Source organism: uncultured Thiothrix sp. (genome assembly GCF_937873765.1).
In the GTDB taxonomy this organism is placed as follows: domain Bacteria; phylum Pseudomonadota; class Gammaproteobacteria; order Thiotrichales; family Thiotrichaceae; genus Thiolinea.
Window position 1 is genome coordinate 54,286 of the sequence record NZ_CALMZC010000015.1, and the last position, 24,326, is coordinate 78,611.

The following is a 24,326-nucleotide window of genomic DNA, read 5'->3' on the forward strand; positions in this document are numbered from 1 at the left end:
CGATAATAAAGACGCCCTAGTGCAATTTTAGCAGAATAAACCGGTGGCTAAGTTGTAATTTAGAAGAGTTAAAAAATGAGTGCTCCAATGACTTTATTATGTCTCTCAATCGTCGCATGAACGTTTTTTAGCATACTCACAGTATGAAGCTGTCCAATCCTAAGTGACTGTCAGATAAAACGTTTAGTGGTTATCGAATGGTCAGTTTTCCACACGATGTTGAATGTGAGGAGAGCTATGCACAGAGGAAGCCTGCCCTTAGAGGGTTATTGTGCGTGTTCTATGTCGACAGCGAGGTTGTGTGGAAAATGTTTTTCCACGTTGGAAACGCTTTCAGATAATCGCTTCACGATATGGAAACCGGCGTCAACAATTGGGCTTGTGCTTTAACTTAAGCGCAGGTACGTACAGCTTCGAACTGGCTAAAAAGTAATTTATGAAATACATCTATTTGATATTATTTTTACTAACGATGTGTTTCTCAATGGGTAGATGACGCGGATATTTCTCCCACTGATAAGTGCAGTAAAGCCAAATTTTGAAGATGATAAACAGTAAGAGGTATAAGCTCTTTAGGCGTTTGTCAGCCTGCGTACTCAACTTATAGGCTAGTTTGCTAGGCTTACTACAATCAACAGCGTTGCCGCTTATGGTCTATGGCCTACATACGAATACTGTTCATCTCTCTCGCATAATCACTCCAATGCAGGAAGTTCGATCACAGCTTGAAGTGGGAGCAAATTGACTATTGCAGGGTCTAATTTTTTTAAGTGAGCGATGACTGTTGTAATGCTCACCTCGAGCACTTAGCTAGTCTCTCTTATTCCACTGCCATTTATTACCCTCTCGGCTATTTTTTCAGGGGTGTCGGGTTTATTACGTTCGTAACGGTAGGTTAGCTGAAAAATGCGCTAGCACTCTCGGCGGCTCACCACTACGTGCATAGCACTGTTTGTACACTAACTCACTTTCACCATAGCGATACTTCAGGGCTACCGTTGCCATCGTCTTACCTCTGACTCAAACGGTCACTGAAGGTCGATTAGACTAAACGGATTATGCGAGCTATTCAACTCATTTAAATCGTGACCCTCAGGTTATCAGGAAAACTCTGTTTCGTGGTGCTCGATAAAGCTTAAATATAAATGGTTGCCCCTGAGCGCCCATCAATCATTCACTACTTTGAAACAACTCGTGGTCGAGGTAATTGAACAGGTCAGTAATACCTTCACGATTAATTTTGCCGAGGTACTTAGAACCTGTGAAAAACAATGAGGCTGAAGCACTCCTAATAGAGTGCGTCCTGATTGAGTGTGTCTACGTGTTGGTTCTAAATGCTCTAAATCTGGCTCACTTTCGCCTTCGCACACTTCATGGTAGGCTTTAATTGAAACCTGTTGATACAAACCAACATAGCAATAAATAATCCATCCTGAGTTGGTTGGTAAGGAAGACGGTTGGTAAACTTAAGAAGTAAGGTTTTTCATATCTTAGGTCTTTGATCACTGATAAGGAACTAGTATGTCAACGATTCTGGTATTAAATGGCCCTAACTTAAACCTGCTTGGTCAACGTGAGCCTGCTCAATATGGCTCCACTACCTTAAAAGATGTAGAAGAGATGTGTCTGGCAGCGGGTAAGCGTTTGGGTTTTGACGTGAGGTGTCTACAATCGAATCATGAAGGTGTATTGATTGATGTGCTTCATGAGGCGGGTCGAGGGTTCAAGGATGGATCGGTACTGGGTGTAGTGATGAATCCAGGTGCATATACCCATACCTCGATTGCCTTATTTGATGCCATCAAAGGAGCAGAAGTACCTTTGATCGAGATTCATATCTCTAATGTGCATGCACGCGAGGCATTTCGCCATCATTCTTATATTTCTGCAGCAGCGGCGGGAGTTGTTGTGGGCTTTGGCGTAGATGGTTATGTACTAGCTATTGAGGGTTTAGTGCGGAAGTTTCATAAACCATCGGCTTAAATCTTTAGCTAAGCTAGTCAGAGTCGCTGTGGATAAGGTCTGTATTTAGTAATGACTCGTTTAGCTTGCAATTGGAAAGGAGTTAGTAGCTTTAAATGCTTAATATACTGCTGACCATCTCGCCCGTTTTCATTTTAATTGGCTTAGGTTATTTTGCGTTTAAGCAAGGACTGATTAAAGCCGAAGCTATGTCCAGTTTGGGCAATATTGTGCTTTATTGCGCGATTCCGGCTGTGATGATTGGTGGCTTAAGCAAAATTCACATTAGTGAAATTGTCGAGCCGTATTTCTTATTGGCCTATGGCATAGGCTCGCTATTAAATTTGTTATTTGCAATCTTTTTGACCCTAAAGCTTCAACGTAATCTGCTAACTAAAAGTGCAATTCAAAGCCTAGGAATGTCCATCCCCAATAGTATGTTTGTGGGGTTTCCGGTGCTGTCTTTGAGTTTGGAACTCCCTGATGTTGCCTCTTTAAGTTTAATGATGGCAGTTTTAGTCGAGAATATCCTAATTTTGCCTATTATATTGATTTTGCTTGAATACAGCGTTGGGTATAAAGGCGATTCGGCGAATATTCTACGCACGGTCGCACTGCGCATTGTGAAAAATCCGCTGATTATTGCGATTGCAGTGGGTGTGGTTTTATCCCTGTTAGGTGTAACCTTGCCCAAACCGATTAGCCAGAGTTTGGATTTGTTGACTAAGATTTCGGCGGGTTTGGCGCTGTTATTCATTGGTGCGGCATTGGCGAATATAAAACCGCAAGAGCAGAAACCTTGGGCGGATATTTCATTGGTGATGCTCGGCAAATTGATACTACATCCGGCTTTGGTAGCATTGTGGGTATTCCTGTTGCCTTCCTTTAACTCCAGCTTCCAACAAGCAGTGATTATTATGGCGGCAGCACCAATGATGAGTATTTATCCCATCTTGGGTGAACGTTACGGCCTGCGTGATTTCTGTGCGAGCACTCTATTTATGACAACCTTAGTCTCGTTCATATCGATTGCAGTCGTGTTGCTATTGCTTGAGTCTTAGTTCAGAGTTCGTCCGTCTGTTCACAGGGGATTATACCTAGCGCGACTGCAGGGATTGTAGTAAATAGAAGCCTTATCGAGCTTAGATCAAAGATGGATGTCTTAATGCCAGCTACTTACAACCATAACCATGATCATCATGACCCTGAGCAAAGCCATAATCACTCTGAGCATGAGCATCATCAACCTATTGATTATGGGCGTTCATTTTTAATTGCGATTGTTTTAAATATTGCTTTTGTAATTACTGAGTTTATATATGGTCTGATTGCTAACTCCACTGCATTAATAGCAGATGCTGGGCATAATCTTTCTGATGTTTTGGGTTTAGTCATGGCTTGGGGGGCGACCCTATTAGCCCAACGTGTACCGAATGAGCGCTTTACCTATGGTTTACGTAGTAGTTCTATTTTAGCGGCTTTAGTGAATGCCGTTTTATTGTTAGTTGCTTGTGGTGGGATTGTTTGGGAGGCAGTACATCGCTTTATGGATCCTCCTGCAGTGGCAGGGTCGACGGTCATGTGGGTTGCAGCAGTGGGCATTGTGATTAATGGTATTTCTGCTTGGTTATTCATGCGTGGGAGTAAAAATGACTTAAATATCCGTGGTGCTTATTTGCATATGTTAGCGGATGCTGCGGTCTCTTTTGGGGTTGTACTCTCGGGTTTAGTCATTTTGCTCACAGGTTGGTATTGGCTCGATCCGCTGATGAGCTTAATGATTGTTGCAGTGATTATAGTGGGGACTTGGAGTTTATTAACGGAGTCCACGCAATTAGCTTTGCTCGCTGTACCTAAAAGCGTAGATTTATTAAGAGTTTCACAATTTTTACAGCAACAGCCGGGTGTCAGTACGATTCACGATTTACATGTGTGGGCGATGAGTACGACTGAAACAGCTTTAACCGTACATTTAGTAATGCCCGCTGGTTATCCTGGGGATGCTTTTATGGATGAATTGACCCAAGCTTTAAAAACCAAGTTCTCCATTGTGCACAGTACCTTACAAATCGAGCAGGGCACCACTGAACATAATTGCTGCTTGCATGAGCAAATTAAGTTTGAGCCTTTACATACGCATTAAGCAGGCGAGGGTGGTAAGGCCATGAAAGATGTTCCACATTATTCACTCTATGGCAAAAGTTCAGCAGCGGATGCGCCGCATTATCTTTACATTGCTCGCCTAGAGGAGTCTCTGCCTAAGCATAATTGGGAAATCCATGCGCATCGGCATGATCAAATGCATCAGCTTTTGATTGTGGAGGAGGGTAAAGTTTTCTTGCAAGTGGCTGATTGGAGCGCAGAAGAGCAGGGGGCTTGTATTCTTTCAGTGCCTGCTCGTGAAGTGCATGGTTTTCGGCATAATCCTGATGTACGCGGTTATATCATTACTATTTCTGAGTCTTTTTTAATGGGTGCTTTTGCCGAAACTGAGCGCCAAGCGTTTCCATTTTTGTTGATGCAGCCCTTATTAATGCGCTCAAATGAGCACAGTGTTGCGCATCAAAATTTATTTTCTTTGGTGCGCCAATTAGTCGCAGAATATGAGCAGCCGCAAAGTGGGCAAGCTTGTTTATTAGGCGCCTATTTAAAGATTATTTTTGTATTGTTAGGGCGTGCAGCTGGCCATGTGCAAACCCCAGATCAACAATTTGATGCAAAAATCACGGTATATGAGCAATTTCTAAAGCTGCTTGAGGACAATTACACTAAACATTGGTCGATTAATCGCTATGCAGAGCGTTTAGGCATGACTGAAAGCCGCTTGAATCGTTTGTGTCAGCGCTACACGGGGCAAAATGCGTTGCAAATTATGCATGGGCGCTTGGTAACTGAAGCTAAGCGTAAGCTAATGTACGCGAATTTATCAGTGAATGAAGTGGCTTACGAGTTAGGTTTTAAAGATCCAGCTTATTTTTCACGCTTCTTTAATAAGAACTGTGGTGAGCCTCCCAGTCAGTTCAAAAGCCGTATGCGCACTCAAGATCTTAGCTAAGTAATTGTGTCAATTAAGTATTTTCTAAAAAATAGTCTAACTCTATAGCATTTTCAGTCTATAATTGAGATGAGTGTGTCAAATCAATAATGGATGAACCCCATGCCTATAGGACTAGAGGCTCAGCAAGTTCGGGCTATCTTTTTCCCGAAACGTAAACATTTTACTTTCCACCGCATTAATATGGAGTATCTAGTACCGCTCAAAGCCTTGCAGCGTGAAAGTGTTTACAGCTTATTAGATGCCGGCTTACGTAATAATTTGCGTAATATCGGTGCTAAAGACGAAATTATTTTTAGCTTGCGCCCACAATTGGAAGGGGTAGCAGGGCGCATGTCTTTGCAAGGTCAACGCTTAGCGCGTGAACGAGAAATTTTACGCGAGCAATTAGCTAAGCAAGTACAACGTGGTTTTCGAGTTTACCGTGCGGAAGTAGAGGCTGATTTAGCGAATTTAAAGCTTTCAGAAGCTCTAGCTGTGGAACAGCAAGCGGGTTATGAAAGTATGGTGACTGCTGAATATTTATTAAGGGATGCGGTTACTACTAATATCAAAAACTATCGTGCTCACTTTGAGCTAGCTTGGATTTACCTCACTTTTTTAGAGTCACTTGCAGAAGCTGAATATCATTTTCAGATTGCGACTCGTTATGCTTTAGAGCAGGGTGATATATTGTTTGCACACTTTGCGAAACGACATTTAGCCGATGCTTGCTATAGCCAAGCTAAGTTTGGTGAGGCTGTGGAGCATACTTTAGCCGTATTACATGACAATGCGGAAACGGATCTAGAAAGCCGTTATGAGCATATTCGCTATCTATCCGCAGCAGGAGAGGTAGAGCCTGCAACTCAGAAGTTGTCAGCTTTAGTGTCTGCTTCACCAGTCTATTATGTACAAGCTCAAGCGGAGCCTGATTTTAGGCAGCATACGACGGTACGTAGTATGTTGTTTGATCTACGCCAACAACGTGTTGATCGCATTACTCACTATGTGCATACCTCTTGGCAAAATCATCCACTGGCACGCCTAACTCTGCCTGATCAGATTGACCCTGAGCAGTTATTCAGAAGAACATTTAAGCAACATATTAAAGTGATGGCACATCTGCCTTACATGACACTGACTACCCGTGAGCATCAAATTGCAGCTTTAATCGTAGATGATTCACAGCGACGAGTGATTAAAGAGCTTAATACACGTTCTAAATCCTACGAGGCGGCTAGCGAGAAAAAGCGCAAAAAATGGTCATGGGTTAATAAAATGGGGGCAGCCTTCTTGCACACAGCAGCGGTACTGTTGCTAGCTTGTATTTTCTTTTTTGCTGTACGTTATATAGCCAATTTAGCAGGTATCGGTACGGTGTTAGCAGGATCGGAGGCAGTAATGAACATTGCTTTATTCATTTTACCTTTATTATTAGCAGGTTTATTGCTGATTGGGTTTATTCCTAAAGGTGCTAGACGCCTATTCTATAAGCAATTAGAACTTGATAATACAGTAAAATTTATCAATAATTTTAAATAGTTAGGCAAAAGCAGGGTAGGTAAGTCACTCCCTGCCACTGAGACTATGTTTAAGCAGACTTTGTGCCTGAAACGGCTTTTTTTATAGCCTCCTGTAGTTCCCCACTTTGGAACATTTCTAAAGTAATATCGCAACCACCGATCAATTCACCGTCAACATAAACCTGTGGAAAAGTTGGCCAGTCGGCATAGCGTGGTAAATTTTGGAAGATTTCTGGATCACTCAATACGTTTACATATGCAAATTCTTCACCACATTGCATCAGAGCTTGCGCAGCGCGGCTAGAAAAACCGCATTGGGGCATCTGTGGAGTGCCTTTCATAAAGATAATGACTGGATTATTCTTTACTGCATCGTCAATACGTTCTAGTACGTCCATTCTTATAACCTCTTGTGGAATATTTATAGACTTATTGTACCTAGGTCTGAGCAGTAAGTGTAATTCAAGTTTCATCAGTTATGTATTTTTATATTTTTTATTATGTAAATTTTAACAAAAAAACTACAATCTTTTTCAAACCTACTTCAAACCAAACTATCAAAAGGAAGAATCTTCACCTGACTGCCTACTTCAATATCCCCCCATTCACGCTCTAAAACAATAAAACAATTCGCTTGGCTCATAGACCGCAGGACATGTGATGCTTGTTCGCCAGTGGTTTTAACTTGATAGCCTTCGGTCGTTCGCTGGTAAATACCCCGTTGAAAATCTTTACGCCCCGGAGTCTTTTTTAGAGGGGTTAAAGTAGTAGCGGTATGGGTAATAGCTTGAGTTACGGTGTTACCTGCTAGTTTTAAGATAGCAGGGCGCACAAAGAGTAAAAAAGTTACTATCACTGATACCGGATTACCGGGTAAGCCAAAAAATAGACAGTCGTCTAATCTGCCATATGCTAGTGGTTTGCCGGGTTTCATCGCCATTTTCCAAAATTTGACTTGTCCCAGTTTGCTTAAAGTTTTGGTAACAAAGTCGGCGTCTCCTACTGAGACCCCCCCACTGGTGATTAATAGATCAGCTTTAGTTTTCGCTTGTAGAAAAGCCTGCTCTACTGCTTCCGCTTGGTCAGGAATAATACCTAAATCCAGAATATCTACCGGAAGATGTTGAAGTAAGGCATGCAGGGTATAACGGTTACTATCATAAATTTCACCCCAAGCTAAGGGAGCACCAGTTGACTTTAACTCATCACCGGTAGATAAAAAAGCAATGCGCAGTTTGCGCAGGACTTTTACTTGAACCATCCCTAAAGAAGCCAGCATTCCAATGTCTGCTGCGGTAAGTTTACGACCAATAGTTAGAATTATTTCTCCTTGCTTTAAGTCATCACCGGGATAGCGCACATTTTCGCCTAACTTCGGTGAGCCATGCATTATGATGTGCTCATCTAGTTTTTCCGTATTTTCTTGCATTTCGACAGTATCAGTGCCCGCAGGTAAACAAGCTCCAGTCATAATACGTACACATTCGCCTAGCTGAACTGTACCTAAATAAGGTCGACCCGCCCATGAAATACCTATCTGAGTCAACTTAGCATGAGTTAATAAACTTTGATAAGCAAAAGCATAGCCATCCATTGACGAATTGCAGTACGGTGGCACGTCGAAACCTGCTTGAATATCTTCAGCTAATATCCTGCCATTCGCCTGTTTGAGATCTACCAACTCAGTTGCAGTGATAGCTGTAATTCCATTCAAAATAAGGTCTTGCGCTTGCTCAACGGTTAAAACATCTTCTGGTAAAGCATCACAAGTGCTACTTGCTGACATGTAGTTTGTCCATAAGCTTTCAAAGAACTAGTAGTGTCGCTAGTCATCCTTAGCTAAGCAAGCTTTGTTTTTAGGCTGATTTAGCTTTCTTTAAAGCTAGAAATTCTAATTAAGTATTTTTGGCAAAAGCTTGCGAGGAAATTTTTGGAATCTAAAATATTGCATAGAAACAAAAATATAAATATAGAGCGAGGTATAAAGTGAGCGTTATAGTCTTAGGGAGTTATGTGCACGCACATTGTTTAACTGTCTCGACTCTACCCCTAAATGGAGCTTCAATTCAAGCGCAAGATTACTGGCATGGACATGGGGGTAAGGGACTTAATTTAGCCATTGGTATGCATCGCTTGGGTTTAGAGGTTTGTCTCTTGTTAGCGATTGGTCAGGATAGGGCTGGGAAGGAAATCTATTCTTTCTTGGAAGCAGAGGGTGTTAACACCAAACACGTCTTAGCCTTAGGTGAACAGTCAGGATTTGGAGTCGGACTAATTAGTGCTGATGGGCAGAATATTATTGCCGTCCATCCAGGAGCTAATCATCTGCTAGTGGAGAAACATGTCACTGGGCTAGAAGAAGACATCAAACAGTCTAGCTTGATTTGCGCACAGTTTGAAATTCAACAATCAGTGATTTTAACTGCTTTCCGCTTAGCTAAGCGTTATCACTTAACCACTTTGTTGAATCCTTCACCTTGGAAGAGGCCAAGTCCTGAGTTATTAGCGCTGACCGACCTTTTGATTATGAATGAGTCTGAAGCAGCTTGTATGTTCGAGCTAGAGGATTACGGTCGTTTAAGTATCCAAGCGTGGTGTGACTTAAGTTTAGAACCTTATTGGCAGGGAGAATTACTGATTATCACTTTAGCCGAGCGGGGAGCCGTTTTATTTCAACCCGAACAAGCACCGCTTTATGTTCCAGCTTGGGGAGTTAAGCAAGCTGACCCAACCGGAGCAGGAGATGCCTTTACAGCAGGTTTCGCCTATGCCTTGTTAACATATAAACAATACCCGCAGGCTATGCAGTTTGCAAATGCTTGTGGAGCTTTATTAGCACAAGCAGTAGGTGTGCTAGATGCCTTACCACAACTCAGTACAGTGGAAACTTTTATGCAGCAGAATCGTTTGCCACATTCAGCGTAATTCGATAGGTATAAGCATCCCCACGAAAAGTACCTTCCACATATTCGACCATTTGCCCAGTGGTCGTATAGGTACGGCGCTTTAGCAGTAAACAAGGACTTGGCTCACGAAATTGGAAGCACTCCATTTCTTCTGGATTACTCATGGCAGCCTCAATTGATTGTTCGCCATGCTGTAAGCTTAAGCCACATTGATTCTGCAGGAAGCTATATACCGAACCACTCATATCATATTTAGCTAAGTCTGGCGCAAGGGTCAGGTCATACCAAGCCACTTCACGGGTCATGGGCATATCATTGGCTAAGCGCAAACGTACTAGTTTTAAGAAGCGTGCAGTCGAAGGGCGATTAAAGATCGAGGCAATCACTCGATCACTCACCACGCGTTGTTCAAGAATACGCGTGGAAGGCTCCATGCCAATCTCACGCATTTCTTCAGTAAAGCCTTTGAGTTTACCAATTTCAGGGTTAATCCGTGGTGGGGCTTTAACCATAACGCCAGCACGACCATGCGTACTGATATAGTCTTGATCGCGCAACTCATCATAGCAACGGCGAATGGTAGTCCGGCTCAGCTTCAAGGCTTCAGCTAGGGTACGTTCTGATGGCAAGCTATCACCATCTTGTAATTCTCCAGCCTTAATCATGCCAATAATTTGCCGCTGCAATTGCCGGTAGACCGGTTCTGAGATGCCTACATCGGGGCGTAAGCGGCGAATAAATCCAGCACTATCATTCGCTGCCTGTACCGTGTTAGTGGCTAATTGATTGTGGGCAATTACAGTCATGGTTACTGAGCCTTTATTTGAAATCAATGAACAGACTTAAGACTATCATAAAAAATAATAAAAATTGTAACAGGCTGTAGAAAGTATGAGGGATTTAAGCGGGCTTGACCTATGTCATAAAGAAGCGTTGCCACAAGTACCGTGCGACTCTTGTTATTCTAATAAATGCAGGTACTTGTAGCTGAAAAGGGATTATTGTTAGAATTATACACCTATCCAAGTGCTACCCCGGTTTTTCATACACTCTAGCCCAAAGTGTATTAGATATAAGTGTTTTAGCCCTATGCTAGATTTAACTCTTTGATTTGAAAGTTTATCTGGCTTATTGTTTTTTGCTGTTCACTGTCCGTTGCGTTGTTGTTATTCCATGTACGCAGAGTAAAGCTAAAGCGCTTAATTAAAACTTAATCACTTAGCACGAGGTTTTGTGAATTTTTACACAATTCGATGGCTTACGAATTTACTCATATCATCTAAAATTTCCCAGCCACGGCGGAAACCTAGACCACAAGCCTCCCAAGCATAGAACACCCCTGCTTGATAACTACGGCCTTCACGGTCTTGTGGAAACTCTGCAAACTCTTGATAAACTTTACGATAGTTATCGTACTCGCCCCCTAAAGACTTAATAATTTGGCCGGCGGCATCTAGAATCATGGTGTTAGCACCCTCACGACCAAACATAGTTTTAGAGACTTGCTTTTTTCCTTGTAAGGCTTGTGTACGGGTTTCAAGTAAATAAGGTGAATTTGGAAATAATTCGTACAATATTTTCATGATACCTTTGCTTTGGAATAGCAGGGTGTAAGCAGGATTAAGCAAGGTACAGGCCTGATTACGACTAATGTCTTCTAAAAGACCGGTAATACCATCTGTTTGTAGAGCAATATCCTCCCACGGGTAGAGCTTAAACCAATGATCAAAGCGCGTATGACTAGGATTGAAAACTCCTTCTTCTGAGAAGGCAGCTTCATTCATATAACAGTAGTCAGTCTGAAAGCCTGCATCGGATGCCATTTGTTGTAGGAAGCGGGTAGTGCGTTCGTCTTCAGGTAGACCTCCAATACTAGAAAATAAAATATTCTGGTATTGGTAATAGTTGGCAAAATTTTCTGGATCATCATTGCCAGTGAGCAAACGCTGGAAGTTTTTTTGAATTGCTTCATACACATTATTAAACTGACTTTCCTCATCCATACCATTGGCTTTGAGTAAAGCCCACTGCACTACTGCTGTTTCAAACAGACTAGTCGGAGTATCAGCGTTGAATTCGATGAGTTTAATCGGTAAGCCATCAATCCCACCGGCTAAATCAAAACGACCATAGAGATGTAGTTCATCCCGCTCCCAACTGCGCTTAATTTGTGAAACCAAGTTGAAGGGAATATCTAGGTCAAGAAACAGTTCGTTATCGATGACATATTGAGCCGCTTGCACATACATCTCATACAGTTCATTAGCAGCATTGTAGTAGGCCTCAGCCTCACTTTGAGTAACCGTAATGATCTCATTCATGATATAGGGCGTACCATCAGAATCGGTATGCCAAGTCATACCGACCTCTTCCATCAAGGCATTACTGATGGGTTTAACACTTTCTGTTTGAATCATACCTTAGCCCCCAAAGCTACTACCGCTGCTTTTATTGCTATTACTTGGATTACCTTGATTGCCACCAAAGAAACCAGAACGCGGTTGAGATTTGTTCTGGGTGGTATTATTAGTTTGCGCAGGATTACGGGTGCTGCTCATAGTGCTTTGGGCGCGTTGGTTTTGTTGTTGTTGATGTTGCTGGTAGTTTTGATTACTCATCAGCTTGTTAGCAATCATCCCACCAATTAAAGCCCCCGCTGCTGAGGCTAAAATGGTCTCACCCAAGCTTAAACCTTGGTTTTGTGCCGCTGGCTGTGCTAATTGTGAATTACCCTCTTCAAAGCGTTTCGCTTCAGCTTCTGCAATTTTTTTCAGCTCTTCTTCATTAAGAATTTTTTCGCTGCCATCTAAGCCTTTTAAAATTGCTCGTGTACCCTCAGAAGAGGGGTATTTTTCTTTAAGCTCATAGGTATCGGGGTTTGCGCCCGTTTGCTGAATGACCATAAACAAACCTTGGCCGGCGGCATCTGCAATTGCATTATTAGAGCTAGTTGCGGTGGGGGGAGGAGTGCCACTGTCACAACCTTGTAAGCCTGCTAAAAAGGTTAGCCCTAAGCTGCCTACCATGGAGTAAGAGAGAATTTTTTTAATGTAATGTTGCATGACGAGTTCCTAAGCTTTGGATAGATCAAGGTTAAAGAAACTAAGTGCAAAAAGCTATTACTACTGATTGAAGGCCGGTTATCCGTTGAGTTTAGATTATTAGTTTTAATTATGGCAAAGTTTACAAGAGTTTTTTCAAATTCAATTTTAAAAATTAAAATTACAAACTAATAATAAGGAAAATTTAATGAAATATTTAGCATCTATCATTTTAATCGCAGGCTCTTTGTTGGCTACCTCTGTTTTTGCAGAAATGGTCAATATTAATAAGGCTAATGCTGAAATCATGCAAAAGAATTTAAAAGGTATCGGTACGAAAAAAGCTGCAGCGATTATTAGTTATCGTACTGAGCATGGTGAGTTTAAAAAGCTCGAAGATATTAAAGAAGTCAAAGGCATTGGTGATGCTTTATTTGAGAAAATCAAAGCAGATATTTCTTTAGATCAAGGTTTAAGCGTTGAAGGCGCTGCTGGTGCAGAAGGTAAGGCTAGTCCTGAGAAAAAAGCAGAGGAAAAATTGACTAAACTTGAAGACAAGGCTGCTAAAGAAGAAAAGTCGCCAGCTAGTAAGGCAACTGAGAAGGTCGAATAAGCAAGCTCTAAGCATTTAGACTTGTAGTCTTGGCTAGCAGAGGTAAAGTAAGCTTCTGCTAACCAAGAGTTAAAATGATGACACATACACAAGCTATTAAACAAACCATATTGATCACGGGTGGGGCTGGCTATATAGGTTCACATACCTGTATCGAATTAATCCAAGCAGGTTATCAGGTCGTTGTGGTCGATAATTTATCGAATAGCTCGCCCGAAGCACTTAAACGGGTTGTCACTATTGTGGGTTGTGAGCCGTTAATTTTTTATCCCCTGGATATTCGTGATCAAGATGGGTTAGAGGCAGTTTTTAGTGCACATCCTATTAGTAGTGTGATCCATTTTGCAGGTTTAAAAGCGGTCGGTGAGTCGGTTCAACAGCCAGTTGCTTACTATGATAATAATGTCAGTGGTACAGTCACTTTATTAAAAGTTATGCAAAAGCATGCAGTTAAGCAATTAGTGTTTAGCTCATCAGCGACGGTTTATGGCGATCCGCACACGGTGCCTATCCAAGAGCATTTCCCGCGCTCGGCGACTAATCCTTATGGGCGTAGCAAGTTGATGATTGAAGAAATGTTGATGGATTTACAGCAGTCAGCACCCGACTGGCGGATAGCTTTACTGCGCTATTTTAATCCAGTAGGGGCACATAGCAGCGGTTTAATTGGGGAGGATCCACGTGGTTTACCCAATAATTTAATGCCGTATATTGCACGTGTGGCCGTTGGTACTTATCCGCAACTCTCGGTGTTTGGGAATGATTACCCAACAGTTGATGGTACTGGGGTGCGTGACTACATTCATGTCGTTGATTTGGCCAAAGGCCATCTGGCAGCGTTGCAAGCTTTTCAAAATCCGCAAGTTCCCCATTTATTGGCAGTCAATCTAGGTACTGGACAAGGCTATTCAGTCCTCGAAATGATTCAAGCCTTTGAGCAAGCTAGTCAGCGCAAGATTCCCTATCAGGTCGTGGAGCGTCGTGCTGGTGATGTAGCCGCTTGTTTTGCCGACCCACAGTTAGCGAAAGAGTTACTAGCTTGGCAGGCAGAAAAGTCTTTAGTCGAGATGTGTGCCGATGTTTGGCGCTGGCAACAGCAAAATCCGCACGGTTATCTCTGAACGTGTAATCGAATAGACTTTTAATGCCACCGATTGAAAGGTGTTTAAAATGTACTTCTTAGAGAACAGTGTTGGTTACTCTGGTGAGTAGATAATTATATAGTATAAATTCCATTTATCGGTTAAATAATTCCATTACCTCAGACAGCATTCGCTTTCAGAGTGCTGCTCTTTTAGTCTGCAATGCATAACAAAATCCTTAATGGAGTTAACGATGCATCGCCCCACCCAGAATTTGGTTTTCATCAGTATCTGCCTTACTCTCAGTGCCTGTGTGGCTAAAACGCCTAACTATCCAGCTCCACCTCTATTCGCTTCAACCGTTACTGCTTATAACCCTAGTATTGTCCCTTTAGCGCCTAAGGTTAGATCAGTGCCAGTTGCGCCAATGGTCTTGCCTCAAGGTGTCCAAGAGGTGGGCAGTGATTTAATCGGTGAGCAAGATTTATTGGATATTGCCGTTTTTAAAGTGCCTGATTTAACCAGAAGTGTACGCGTGGATGGGCAGGGCTATATTACTTATCCTTTAGTCGGGAAGCTGCGTGCCAAAGGCTTACATCCTGCCCAATTAGAAGATCAATTAGCGAAGTTACTTGAGCAGTCTTATATGCATAATCCACAAGTAACTGTGCTGGTTAAAGAGTCGACACAGAACCGCATTACCGTTGAAGGTGCAGTGCGTTTACCTGGTGTATTTCCAGTGGTGGGTAGTATGACCGTGTTACAAGCACTGGCGAAAGCGGGGGGATTGACCGAGCAGGCTGATAGTCGTCGTGCTGTTTTATTGCGCAAAGGTGCTAATGGGCAAGTAAGCCAACAACCCATTGATATTGCAGCGATTCGCCAAGGTCGTTTACAGGATTTTACACTCTTACAAGATGATCGTATTGTAGTACAAGATGCGATTTATAATCGCTTTACCGTTAGTGGTGCAGTCGGGCAACCTGGCGTTTACCCGCTCAAAGAAGGAATGACAGTGATGCAGGCTGTGGCAACGGCAGGTGGCATGACTCGTTTAGCCAATAAGTACAAAGCCATGATTTTCCGACGTGGTTTAGATGGGCGAGAACAGCGTTATGCAGTGAATTTGGATGCAATTTATCGTGGTACGAGTTTAGACCCGATGATTCAGCAGGATGATCGGATTGTGATTTTAGAAGCGCGGGAAAAAGTAATTTATGACGAAGCTACCCGCTTTGTCAGTCCGCTAAGCTTGTTCTAGCTATTTTTCTGGGAAGCTGGTATTTGGAGCTGGTTAATTGAGCCAGCTCCCTTTTTTTAGTTTAAGTCCTGCTATAATGCCGCTTTCGATTGCAGTGTCTTAAATTTCAGTATGCAAACAAATGCACCTTTTTTTATCGGAATTTGTGGGGGCAGTGGTAGTGGTAAGAGCGAATTAGCCCGAGCTTTAGTAGCTGCTTTGCCTGAGGATCAATCAGTACTGGTTGAACTAGATTCTTACTATCATGCTGCGATTAATTTTCCTACCAAAATCAAAGGTAACTATGACCATCCTTTATCCTTAGATGAAGCCCGTTTAGTCGAAGACTTACTTAAGCTCAAAGCTGGCGAGATGATTCATAAGCCTTGCTATGATTTTACCATACATAATCGTGCGCGCTTTTCTGAGCGAGTTTTTCCAAGCCATTTCATTATCATTGATGGCATTTTGTTATTCGCTTTACAACAAGTTGCCAAGTTAGTGGACTTATCCGTGTTTGTGGATACCCCAGCAGATATTCGTTTAGCCCGGCGCTTATTAAGGGATGTGCGCGAACGTGGGCGTACTTTAGATGATGTCTTGGCTCAATACCTAAATACCGTGCGCCCAATGCATGAGCAATATGTGGAAATCTATAAAGCAGAAACGGATATTTTAGTCTCAGGCACTGATAGTATTCAGGCAGAAGTAGCTGCAGTTTTAGCAGCTCTTCCTAGATAGAGTGTAATAAAGCTGGCCTCAAGCTTTAGGGCTAGGAGGTGGTGAGCCTTCTGCAAAGGTAGGCACATTTGGATCCATAAAATCCCAAGCGGGTTTATTTCGGTTGTAAACAATGCGGTCGGGCTTATACCAATCATGCTTTGCAAACGCACCAACTGCTACGCCCAAAACGCCCGGACGCATCGTGGTTTTGCCAAATAAGCGACTTCCACAAGTAGAGCAGAAATAGCGTGTATTCGTGCCACCCGTATCGGTTGGAGAGGCATAGCTTTGTGGATTGCCCGTGATTTGCACTGCTGCTTCTGGAAAAAAAGCTAAAGACATGTGTCCGGTTCCAGACGCACGTTGGCAGTGATCGCAATGACATTGGCCGGTTAAAATAGGGGCACTACTCACGGTGAATTGCACCGCCCCACACAAACAATGACCACTAGCAAAAATGGATTCTGACATTAGTTTCTCCTCAATGGGTTAGGGTACTAACTTACGCTCTGGCCATTGACTGATCAAGATGCCTGCAAGCATTAAACTACAACCGAAAAGTTGTTTAGCATTCACCGCTTCCTCTAAGAATAACCAGCCAACCCATAAAGCAAATACTGATTCGCAGGAAAGAATTAAGGCCGCGACACTGGCATCTACTGTGCGTTGCGCAATAATCTGTAACGTAAAGCACAAACTACTAGCGATTAGGCCTGAATAAACTAGAGGCCAAAGCGCTGCTTGATAGTTAGGCCAGCTTGGTTGTTCAAGTGTTACGGCTAAGAGGCTTGACCAGAGCGCAGCCACCGCAAATTGTACGACCGAAACACCTACTAAATCGCTCACCCGCCGCGAGAGCCAACCTAAAGTAATCACATGCCCTGCCCAGAAGAAAGCACCCATAAACTCTAAGTAATCACCTCGATTAATATGAAAATCATGCCCCACCGATAAGGCATATAAACCTAAAATGGCTAGAACAATCCCTACCCAAGTGAGTGGTCGCGTGGTTTGCCCTACTAATAAGCCCAATAGTGGTACGATCACAATATACATGCTGGTAATAAAGCCAGCATTCCCTGCTGTCGTATAAAGCAGCCCCGTTTGTTGAAAGGCAAAACCAATGGACATCACTGTCCCAGCTAAGAAACTACCGAACCAAAATAATTTAGTTTCACTCGCAGGTGGCTTAGCTTGACCTTGGCGCATAAACCACCAGATGGGCAATAGAGAGAACGTGGCTAACACAAAGCGCCCAGCATTAAAGCTGAAGGGTTCTAAACTTGCTAAGCCTAAACGTTGGGCGACAAAGCCACTACCCCAAATAGCTGAAATCAGAACTAGAATAAAGTGAGCGGAGGTGAACGGAGCCATGACTAACCTGTGTTGCTCAAAAGTCTTGAGCAAAAGGTTCGATTATTCAGAAATGAGTAAACTTGGCAAGGAAAACATTAGGAAATACAAAGCAGAGTTTAGGAAGTGGGACGGCTCCAAGAAGTCGTGTGAAACTTCAGCCTTGAACCAAAGGTTCAAGTGGGTGCTTGTTATGGTCTATAAGGCTTACCGCTATAGCAGTCATGCACACAAAACCACAAGGTTACTCCCGGGATAAAGAAATAGGCTCAAGGATTTATCCACTTCATCACGAGTATCCCAGATGACCGTCCTTGAATACATACTATTACAATTATTCAGCGCTGGGAAGCCCTAGCAAGCTTAACTAATCGAGGATTAGCCCGATGCATACTTCTGATATTGTGCTAAAGCGGCGCTGACTTGGGTTTGAATCTGTTCGACCTTAGCCATAGTCTCAGCATATAAGGCTTGGTCATGACTTAAACCTTGATGATTGATAAGTTCATGCGCTAAGTTTAGAGCCACCATGACTGCAATCCGATCGGTTCCTAAAACCTTCCCCGACTCGCGCACCTGACGCATTTCCTGATCAACACGCTTGGCTGATAAAATCAAGGCTTGTTCTTGACCTTCCGGACAAGCTACGGTGTATTCTTTATCAAAAATTTTGACTACTACCGGGACAATGGGACACTCTTCCATTGCATTAGTCCTCGATGGATTTAGCGGGGGCAGGACGCTTCAAGGCAGCTAGGATTTCCTCGACTTGCTGGCTGGCAATCCGATTTTTATGGTGTAGACGCTCACAATCGGCTATGAGAACTAACTCACGTTCTTCTAAACGCTGTTTATCAGCCACCAGTTGTGCGATCACTACTAACAATTGTTGTAAGTCTTGCTCTAGGATTTTAAGTTGATTTTGCAAAGCCATAAGGGATCATGCATGCTCGTTGTTTTCGGGGCGATGGATGCTAAATGCTCCTCTTCGGCTCATAATACACGCATAAGTATAGGAGACGCATGTATTGGATACACAGTTGCCTGAATTTTATACATTAGAAGACAGTTTATTGCGAGTTGAAGCTGATTTTACTGCTTCAGAAGTGCATGGAATTGCTTGTGCGGTGTTGGCGTTTAATAATCAATATGCTGAGAAAGCTTGGCAAGTTCAAGTTTTAAAAGGCGATGCACAGGATTTTTATATTCAAGAAGCGCGGCGATTATTGAAGCAATTGTTTAATACCACGCTTGAGCAATTAAACTCAGGTGATTTAGGTTTTGAATTATTCTTACCGCCTGAACAGGACAGTTTAGACGCACAAGTGGCTGCTTTACAAAAGTGGTGTCAAGGCTTTGCTTTTGGTTTGGCGCTATCTGGTTTGAAAACCATGCAAGACTTGCCTGAAGATACCCGTGATTGGGTACAGGATGTGGTTAAAATTGGTGCTGCGGGGGAAATGGATGTGCATGATGAGGACGAGTCCGAAACAGCTTTTATCGAGCTAGCAGAGTTTGTACGGGTTGGCGTATTACTAATGAATGAAGAATTACAACCTGTCCGTGGTAGGACACAATTAACTGAAACTTCACAGGAGCTTATAGAATAATGAAAAACGCCCCTACGATTCCGGCTAGTGAGTTTGCTGAGCGTCGCCAGCGCTTATTAAAAGCTTTAGGTATCAATGCGATTGCGATTATTCAATCCGCACATGTAGTGATTCGTAATCGTGATGCTGATTTCCCCTTCCGCCAAGATAGCGATTTTCTGTATTTAACCGGTTTCAATGAACCGAATGCAGTTGCAGTATTTATCCCCGGCAGGGCAGAAGGCGAGTATGTCTTGTTTTGCCAAGCTAAAGATCCTGCCATGGAGCGCTGGACAGGAAAGCGTGCTGGTGTCGAAGGAGTCATTAAAGACTATGGTGTTGATCAAGCCTTCAAGATTGAAGAGCTAGATCAGCAAATGGTGAAGCTCTTAAGCGGGCGTAGCGAAGTTTATTATCGCATTGGTTTTGAAACTGAGTTTGATCTGAAAGTCTTGAGCTGGCTGAATGTTTTACGTCGGCAGGCACGGAATGGGGTAGCTGCTCCACATACTTTTAAAGTCCTCGATGCATTAGTGCATGAAATGCGTTTATTTAAATCACCTGCAGAAGTGGAGATGATGCGCTATGCAGCCCAAACTGCCGCCCGCGCACATACTAAGGCGATGCAAACGTGTCGTCCGGGGCTATGTGAGTTTGAAGTACAGGCTGAGATTGAACGTGAGTTTCGGCAAGATGGGATGGAACCTTCTTATACCTCCATTGTAGGCGGTGGAGAAAATGCCTGTATTTTGCATTATGTCGAGAATCGTTCTGCGCTAAAGGCTGGTGATTTGCTCTTGATTGATGCGGGTAGTGAGCATCAGGGTTATGCGAGTGATATTACCCGTAGTTTTCCGGTGAGCGGTCGCTTTAGCCATGAGCAAGCGCAGCTCTATCAAGTAGTGTTAGAGGCACAAAAAGCAGCGATTGCAGCCGTGAAACCCGGTAATAACTGGGATGCACCACATCAAGCTGCTGTACGAAGTTTAACCACCGGCTTAGTAAAGCTAGGCTTATCGCAAGGTGAAGTGGATGAGCTCATTAAAGATCCACCTAAACCGGAAGATGGCAGTGCAGCCCAAGAAGCGCCTTATCGGCAATTTTATATGCACAAAACCGGACATTGGTTAGGGCTCGATGTGCATGATGTCGGCGATTATAAGCTGAAGGGTGAATGGCGCACCTTAGAGCCGGGGATGGTGTTGACTGTTGAGCCGGGTTTATACATTTCACCCGCAGAAAATGTCGATCCGAAATGGTGGAATATTGGGATTCGTATTGAGGATGACGTGCTAGTCACTACGGAAGGCTGTGAAGTACTTACCGCTGGAGTGGTGAAAGAAATTGTGGATATTGAAGCTTTAATGGCGCAATAGTTGGCTTAAGAGCGATGGGATTGAAGTATGTGGGATATTGTGATTGTGGGTGGCGGTATGGTTGGGGCGAGTTTAGCGCTGGCCTTAAAGCCTTTGCAGTTAAAAGTAGCTCTAATTGAAGCCGTTGCTTTTGGCAGTCGCTCACAGCCCGCTTACGATGATCGTTCAGTAGCGCTTTCTTATGGTTCTAGCCGGATTTATCAAGGGATAGGTATTTGGTCTGAGCTACAAACTCAAGTGGCTCCGATTAAACAGATTCATGTGTCAGATCGCGGCTATTTCGGCGCAACGCGTATTCGTGCGGAGCAAGAGGCCGTACCCGCTTTAGGCTATGTGGTTGAGAGCCGTGTGTTGGGGCAAGTTTTGTTTAATGCCCTAACAGGAAGCCAACTAGAAATTATTAGCCCAGCCACGGTCTCTGAGTTTGAACAACATGCTGATTATGTCGAAGTTAAATTTGAGCGACAGGGTTTAGTTGAGGGTTTGCAGACAAAATTATTAGTCATTGCCGATGGCGCGAAATCCCCTTTACGTGAGCAATTGGGGATTGAAGTAAAAGAGCGCAATTACCAACAAACGGCTCTTATTGCTAATGTTAGTACGGATAAACCCGTGCAGGGCGTGGCCTATGAACGCTTTACGAGTTCAGGGCCTTTAGCCTTATTACCTATGACTCAAGGACGTTATTCTCTGGTTTGGACGCATAAAACTAATGAAGTGGAAGCGAGCTTAAGTTTAAGTGATGCTGAGTTTCTACAAAAACTGCAGCAAACCTTTGGCTATCGACAAGGGCGATTTATTAAAGCAGGTAAGCGTTCTAGCTACCCTTTGAGCTTGATCAAGTCGGCGGCTGAGGTGCAAGGGCGTGCGGTTTTAATTGGAAATGCTTCGCATACTTTGCATCCGGTCGCAGGGCAAGGTTTAAATCTAGCCTTGCGGGATGTGGCAAGCTTAAGCGATCTCTTAGCCATGCAAGCCCAGCAACACCATGATTGTGGTTCGGCGGCAATGCTGGCCACGTATCAAGCAGCGCGCCAAGCCGATTATAAAAGTGTGCTGGGTTATACCGATTCGTTAGTGCGCTTATTTTCTAATGATTTTCCACCTTTAGGGCATGCGCGCGCAGGCGGCTTATTAGCAGTGGATCGAATTGCACCCTTGCGTAAGCTCCTCACGCAACAAAGTATGGGCTTACGCTTTCGCCAATCCCGCTTAGCTCGCGGTTTAGCCTTAAAATCTTAAGCGAGTAAAAACTGACTTGTAAAAAAGACAACAACCCCTACGGCAATCGTCAACAGTGGTTTTTTAAAGATTAGGCCAATGACAAAAGCGGCTAGACTACCTAAAAGCCATGGATTGTGCCAGCTTAAATCCAGTTGTTTATTCGGCATGAACATCATTGGCATAATGATCGCCGTTAAGACCGCAACTGGCACATAAGCCAAGGACTCCTCAAGCCAAATCGGCAGTTGAATCCGATGGGCACGAGCATAGAGCACAAAGCGAATGCCAAAGGTAACTACAAACATGCCGAAAATGTTCATAATAAGGCTGAACGTATCAGGCATGTTGATCACCTTTAGTTGTGTTTAAACGGGCATGTAAGTGTTGTACAGCCACACCGGCGAGTACGCCCAATAAAGCGGCTAGTAACATGCCTAGATTATTCGGTAATTGATATAAAAATAGAGCGGCTGTGCCTGCTACCGCAAAGCTGATCCAATAAGCACTGGTGCGTAAATAGGTCGTAATGATGCCTAAGAACGTGGCTACCATCGCAAATTCCAAACCCCATTCGCTCATACCCGGAATGAGTTCCCCTGCAAGCACGCCAATAATCGTGGTGAGATTCCACATAGTGTAAAAGGCGACGACAGAACCTAAATAAGCCCAATGCCCTGTGGTTTCATCTAATTTACCATTCACAAAATAAGGTTTAGTCGCTGCATAGGTTTCGTCGGTAAGGCCAAACGCTAACACCGCCCGCCATGACATGGGTAAGTGTTTGACATATTTCATGTAGTCGGCGGAATATAAAAGATGGCGTAAATTGACGATAAAAGTTGTAAAAATAACAATTAAAATCGGCGTGCCCACGGCAAATAAACCTAAGGCAACAAATTGTGCTGAGCCTGCAAAAACAAATAAAGACATGGCGATAGGTACCCAAGGATCTAAACCTTGGCTCACGGCTAAAGAGCCGAAGATCATCCCAAAAGGTAAATTGCCCAACATCATCGGTACTGAAACTAGTGCGCCAAAACGCATCGCTTCCCATTTTGTCATTGTGGTGCTGCCCGTTGCCTGTGGTGATTAGTGGATAGGTTTATACCAAGCTCTATGGAAAGATTCCAGACAGTTTGCAAGCCATGCTATTCTAAAGGCATAGAGAATTTTGCTTTTTTAACAACCGACGAAGGTATGAATGGAACTGGAACAACTGCAAACTTTAGTGCTCGCTAGTCTTGAAGATATGAAAGCCCGTGATGTAACTGTCTTAGATGTACGCGGCAAGTCAACTATTACCGATGTGATGATCATTGCTTCGGGCACTTCCTCCCGCCATGTGAAATCCCTTGCTGATAGCGTTGCAGCTAAAGTCAAAGAGGCTGGACACCAGCCTTTGGGGGTAGAAGGTGAGCGCGATTCGGATTGGGTTTTGGTGGATCTGGATCAAATTATCGTGCATGTGATGTTGCCGACTGCGCGTGATTTCTACAATTTAGAGAAGTTATGGGGCACAGGCAGTGAAGCTCGTCATGAGTTGCGCTTAGGAGCTGCCTAGTTGCGTATCCACCTGTTAGCAGTTGGCACGAAAATGCCGACTTGGGTGGTGACCGCGACAGAAGACTATGTGGGGCGAATGCCTGCCCATTGCCAAGTTCTAGTGCGCGAATTAGTTGCAGAAAAACGTACCAAAAGCTCTGATCTAAACCGAATTTGTGAGTTAGAAGGGGAGAAGCTGTTAGCGGCTATTCCAGCCGGTAGTTTCGTGATTGCCTTAGATGTGTTAGGTAAAGCTTGGTCGACTGAACAATTAGCGGGGCAATTAGATCAATGGCTGGGTTCTGGGCAGGATGTGGCTTTATTAGTCGGTGGACCGGAAGGTTTATCGAAAGCTTGCTTACAACGTGCAGATTTAAAATGGTCTCTGTCAGTTTTAACCTTTCCACACCCTCTTGTGCGCATTATTATTGCTGAACAGCTCTTCCGCGCTTGGAGTATTCTGTCTAATCATCCTTACCATCGTGGAGGCTGAATGTCTAACCCACAATTGATTTTGGCTTCAGCTTCACCACGGCGGCGCGAATTGCTTGAGCAAATCGGTATTCGTTATCAAGTGCAAACGGCAGATATTGATGAAAGCCCTTTGCCCGCTGAAGAACCTTTTGCTTTAGTACAGCGTTTGGCTAAGGAAAAAGCCCAATCTATTTGGGAGGCGAGCGATAAGAGCTTACCTGTTTTAGGCGCTGATACTTTAGGCATAGTAGATGGTCAGCTATTAGTTAAACCAGATAATTTTTTATCAGCGCGGCAAATGTTATTATCTATGTCGGGGCGTGCGCATACGATTTATAGTGCTGTTGCTCTGTATCATCAAAACGCTTGCGAGCTGGCAGTCAGCGAAAGTAAAGTCTGGTTTCGTATGATGACTGAAGCTGAGATTGAAGCTTATTGGAAACAAGGCGAACCGCGTGATAAAGCGGGTGCTTATGCCATTCAGGGGATGGGGGCTATTTTTGCTGAGCGTCTAGAAGGCTCCTATTCAGGAGTGATGGGTCTGCCACTGTTTGAAACAGCTCAGCTCTTAGCCAAAGCTGGAATACGCATATTATAAGCTAGCGCTTATTAAAATAAATCTAACCACTGGCGCCATTTAA

General features: G+C 43.6%; 27 protein-coding genes, 1 other RNA gene and 1 pseudogene. 17 read left to right on the forward strand and 12 right to left on the reverse strand.

The window, feature by feature from the left end; genetic code table 11:
• Positions 1-325: 325 nt before the first annotated feature.
• The 6 genes and pseudogenes from Q0307_RS04645 to Q0307_RS04670 all read left to right on the forward strand — a co-directional run.
• A pseudogene (locus Q0307_RS04645) lies at positions 326-433 on the forward strand (IS5/IS1182 family transposase); the annotation flags it as partial.
• Between the two features lie 1,088 nt (positions 434-1,521).
• Positions 1,522-1,983, forward strand: coding sequence for a type II 3-dehydroquinate dehydratase (gene aroQ, locus Q0307_RS04650; RefSeq protein ID WP_298657274.1), 462 nt, complete (start codon positions 1,522-1,524; stop codon positions 1,981-1,983).
• Between the two features lie 95 nt (positions 1,984-2,078).
• Entirely contained in the window at positions 2,079-3,023 is a 945-nt protein-coding gene (locus Q0307_RS04655; protein WP_298657276.1) for an AEC family transporter, read from the forward strand.
• Positions 3,024-3,127: 104 nt separating this feature from the next.
• Positions 3,128-4,105, forward strand: coding sequence for a cation diffusion facilitator family transporter (locus Q0307_RS04660; protein WP_298657279.1), 978 nt, complete (start codon positions 3,128-3,130; stop codon positions 4,103-4,105).
• A gap of 21 nt (positions 4,106-4,126) precedes the next feature.
• Positions 4,127-5,017, forward strand: a complete 891-nt coding sequence (locus Q0307_RS04665) for a helix-turn-helix domain-containing protein (RefSeq protein ID WP_298657282.1) — start codon at positions 4,127-4,129, stop codon at positions 5,015-5,017.
• Positions 5,018-5,119: 102 nt separating this feature from the next.
• Positions 5,120-6,541 carry a hypothetical protein gene (locus Q0307_RS04670; RefSeq protein ID WP_298657285.1) on the forward strand — a complete coding sequence of 474 codons (1,422 nt, stop codon included), beginning with the start codon at positions 5,120-5,122 and terminating at the stop codon, positions 6,539-6,541.
• Positions 6,542-6,590: 49 nt separating this feature from the next.
• Here Q0307_RS04670 and grxD read toward each other — a convergent pair whose 3' ends face one another.
• Positions 6,591-6,920, reverse strand: a complete 330-nt coding sequence (grxD, locus tag Q0307_RS04675) for a Grx4 family monothiol glutaredoxin (protein WP_298657288.1) — start codon at positions 6,918-6,920, stop codon at positions 6,591-6,593.
• 146 nt (positions 6,921-7,066) lie between these two features.
• Positions 7,067-8,308, reverse strand: coding sequence for a gephyrin-like molybdotransferase Glp (gene glp, locus Q0307_RS04680; protein ID WP_298657292.1), 1,242 nt, complete (start codon positions 8,306-8,308; stop codon positions 7,067-7,069).
• 200 nt (positions 8,309-8,508) lie between these two features.
• Between glp and Q0307_RS04685 the strand changes: the two genes are divergently transcribed.
• On the forward strand, positions 8,509-9,447 hold the full coding sequence (locus Q0307_RS04685) for a ribokinase (protein WP_298657295.1): 939 nt from the start codon (positions 8,509-8,511) through the stop codon (positions 9,445-9,447).
• Here the strand turns inward: Q0307_RS04685 and Q0307_RS04690 are convergent.
• From Q0307_RS04690 to Q0307_RS04700, 3 genes are all read right to left on the reverse strand, one after another.
• A complete protein-coding gene (locus tag Q0307_RS04690) occupies positions 9,413-10,234 on the reverse strand; it encodes a GntR family transcriptional regulator (protein WP_298657298.1) in 822 nt (273 codons plus the stop codon). The two genes, Q0307_RS04685 and Q0307_RS04690, sit on opposite strands and share 35 nt — an antisense overlap.
• 435 nt (positions 10,235-10,669) lie before the next feature.
• Positions 10,670-11,845, reverse strand: a complete 1,176-nt coding sequence (locus Q0307_RS04695; protein ID WP_298657301.1) for a glutathionylspermidine synthase family protein — start codon at positions 11,843-11,845, stop codon at positions 10,670-10,672.
• A 3-nt stretch (positions 11,846-11,848) separates the two neighbouring features.
• Positions 11,849-12,490, reverse strand: coding sequence for a hypothetical protein (locus Q0307_RS04700; protein WP_298657304.1), 642 nt, complete (start codon positions 12,488-12,490; stop codon positions 11,849-11,851).
• 187 nt (positions 12,491-12,677) lie between these two features.
• Here Q0307_RS04700 and Q0307_RS04705 point away from each other — a divergent pair, with 187 nt between their 5' ends.
• The 4 genes from Q0307_RS04705 to udk all read left to right on the forward strand — a co-directional run bounded on the left by Q0307_RS04705 (position 12,678) and on the right by udk (position 16,145).
• Positions 12,678-13,082 (forward strand): helix-hairpin-helix domain-containing protein, encoded by a 405-nt coding sequence (locus Q0307_RS04705; RefSeq protein WP_298657307.1) that lies wholly within the window; start codon positions 12,678-12,680, stop codon positions 13,080-13,082.
• A 74-nt stretch (positions 13,083-13,156) separates the two neighbouring features.
• On the forward strand, positions 13,157-14,203 hold the full coding sequence (galE, locus tag Q0307_RS04710; RefSeq protein ID WP_366936748.1) for a UDP-glucose 4-epimerase GalE: 1,047 nt from the start codon (positions 13,157-13,159) through the stop codon (positions 14,201-14,203).
• Between the two features lie 214 nt (positions 14,204-14,417).
• Entirely contained in the window at positions 14,418-15,425 is a 1,008-nt protein-coding gene (locus Q0307_RS04715; protein ID WP_298657310.1) for an SLBB domain-containing protein, read from the forward strand.
• A gap of 111 nt (positions 15,426-15,536) precedes the next feature.
• On the forward strand, positions 15,537-16,145 hold the full coding sequence (gene udk / locus Q0307_RS04720) for a uridine kinase (protein WP_298657313.1): 609 nt from the start codon (positions 15,537-15,539) through the stop codon (positions 16,143-16,145).
• Between the two features lie 18 nt (positions 16,146-16,163).
• Here the strand turns inward: udk and Q0307_RS04725 are convergent, their stop codons facing one another.
• From Q0307_RS04725 to Q0307_RS04745, 5 genes are all read right to left on the reverse strand, one after another.
• A complete protein-coding gene (locus Q0307_RS04725; protein WP_298657316.1) occupies positions 16,164-16,598 on the reverse strand; it encodes a GFA family protein in 435 nt (144 codons plus the stop codon).
• Between the two features lie 18 nt (positions 16,599-16,616).
• Complete coding sequence (locus Q0307_RS04730) at positions 16,617-17,501, reverse strand: DMT family transporter (protein WP_298657319.1); 885 nt, start codon at positions 17,499-17,501, stop codon at positions 16,617-16,619.
• Positions 17,502-17,611: 110 nt separating this feature from the next.
• Positions 17,612-17,790: non-coding RNA, 6S RNA (ssrS, locus tag Q0307_RS04735), on the reverse strand.
• Positions 17,791-17,858: 68 nt separating this feature from the next.
• Positions 17,859-18,185, reverse strand: a complete 327-nt coding sequence (locus Q0307_RS04740; protein ID WP_298657323.1) for a cell division protein ZapA — start codon at positions 18,183-18,185, stop codon at positions 17,859-17,861.
• 4 nt (positions 18,186-18,189) lie between these two features.
• Entirely contained in the window at positions 18,190-18,414 is a 225-nt protein-coding gene (locus Q0307_RS04745; protein ID WP_298657325.1) for a hypothetical protein, read from the reverse strand.
• 94 nt (positions 18,415-18,508) lie between these two features.
• Between Q0307_RS04745 and Q0307_RS04750 the strand changes: the two genes are divergently transcribed.
• Genes Q0307_RS04750 through ubiH form a run of 3 tightly spaced genes read left to right on the forward strand, consistent with a single transcriptional unit; the run spans position 18,509 to position 21,687 of the window.
• Complete coding sequence (locus Q0307_RS04750; RefSeq protein ID WP_298657328.1) at positions 18,509-19,090, forward strand: YecA family protein; 582 nt, start codon at positions 18,509-18,511, stop codon at positions 19,088-19,090.
• Positions 19,090-20,445 (forward strand): Xaa-Pro aminopeptidase, encoded by a 1,356-nt coding sequence (gene pepP, locus Q0307_RS04755; protein WP_298657331.1) that lies wholly within the window; start codon positions 19,090-19,092, stop codon positions 20,443-20,445. Before Q0307_RS04750 ends, pepP begins: the two co-directional genes overlap by 1 nt.
• Positions 20,446-20,472: 27 nt before the next feature.
• Positions 20,473-21,687 carry a 2-octaprenyl-6-methoxyphenyl hydroxylase gene (ubiH, locus tag Q0307_RS04760; RefSeq protein ID WP_298657334.1) on the forward strand — a complete coding sequence of 405 codons (1,215 nt, stop codon included), beginning with the start codon at positions 20,473-20,475 and terminating at the stop codon, positions 21,685-21,687.
• Here ubiH and Q0307_RS04765 read toward each other — a convergent pair.
• Together Q0307_RS04765 and Q0307_RS04770 are read right to left on the reverse strand one after the other, a co-directional pair.
• Positions 21,684-22,013: an AzlD domain-containing protein gene (locus Q0307_RS04765; protein ID WP_298657337.1), complete on the reverse strand. Its 330-nt coding sequence runs from the start codon at positions 22,011-22,013 to the stop codon at positions 21,684-21,686. The genes ubiH and Q0307_RS04765 overlap by 4 nt on opposite strands.
• Positions 22,006-22,731, reverse strand: coding sequence for an AzlC family ABC transporter permease (locus Q0307_RS04770; protein ID WP_298657340.1), 726 nt, complete (start codon positions 22,729-22,731; stop codon positions 22,006-22,008). Before Q0307_RS04770 ends, Q0307_RS04765 begins: the two co-directional genes overlap by 8 nt.
• 139 nt (positions 22,732-22,870) lie before the next feature.
• Between Q0307_RS04770 and rsfS the strand changes: the two genes are divergently transcribed.
• The 3 genes from rsfS to Q0307_RS04785 are packed head-to-tail and all read left to right on the forward strand — an operon-like array spanning position 22,871 to position 24,283.
• Positions 22,871-23,230, forward strand: coding sequence for a ribosome silencing factor (gene rsfS, locus Q0307_RS04775; protein ID WP_298657343.1), 360 nt, complete (start codon positions 22,871-22,873; stop codon positions 23,228-23,230).
• The gene (rlmH, locus tag Q0307_RS04780) at positions 23,231-23,704 is read left to right on the forward strand and encodes a 23S rRNA (pseudouridine(1915)-N(3))-methyltransferase RlmH (RefSeq protein ID WP_298657346.1); all 474 of its coding nucleotides are present in this window, start codon (positions 23,231-23,233) and stop codon (positions 23,702-23,704) included.
• On the forward strand, positions 23,705-24,283 hold the full coding sequence (locus Q0307_RS04785; RefSeq protein WP_298657350.1) for a nucleoside triphosphate pyrophosphatase: 579 nt from the start codon (positions 23,705-23,707) through the stop codon (positions 24,281-24,283).
• Positions 24,284-24,326: the final 43 nt, after the last annotated feature.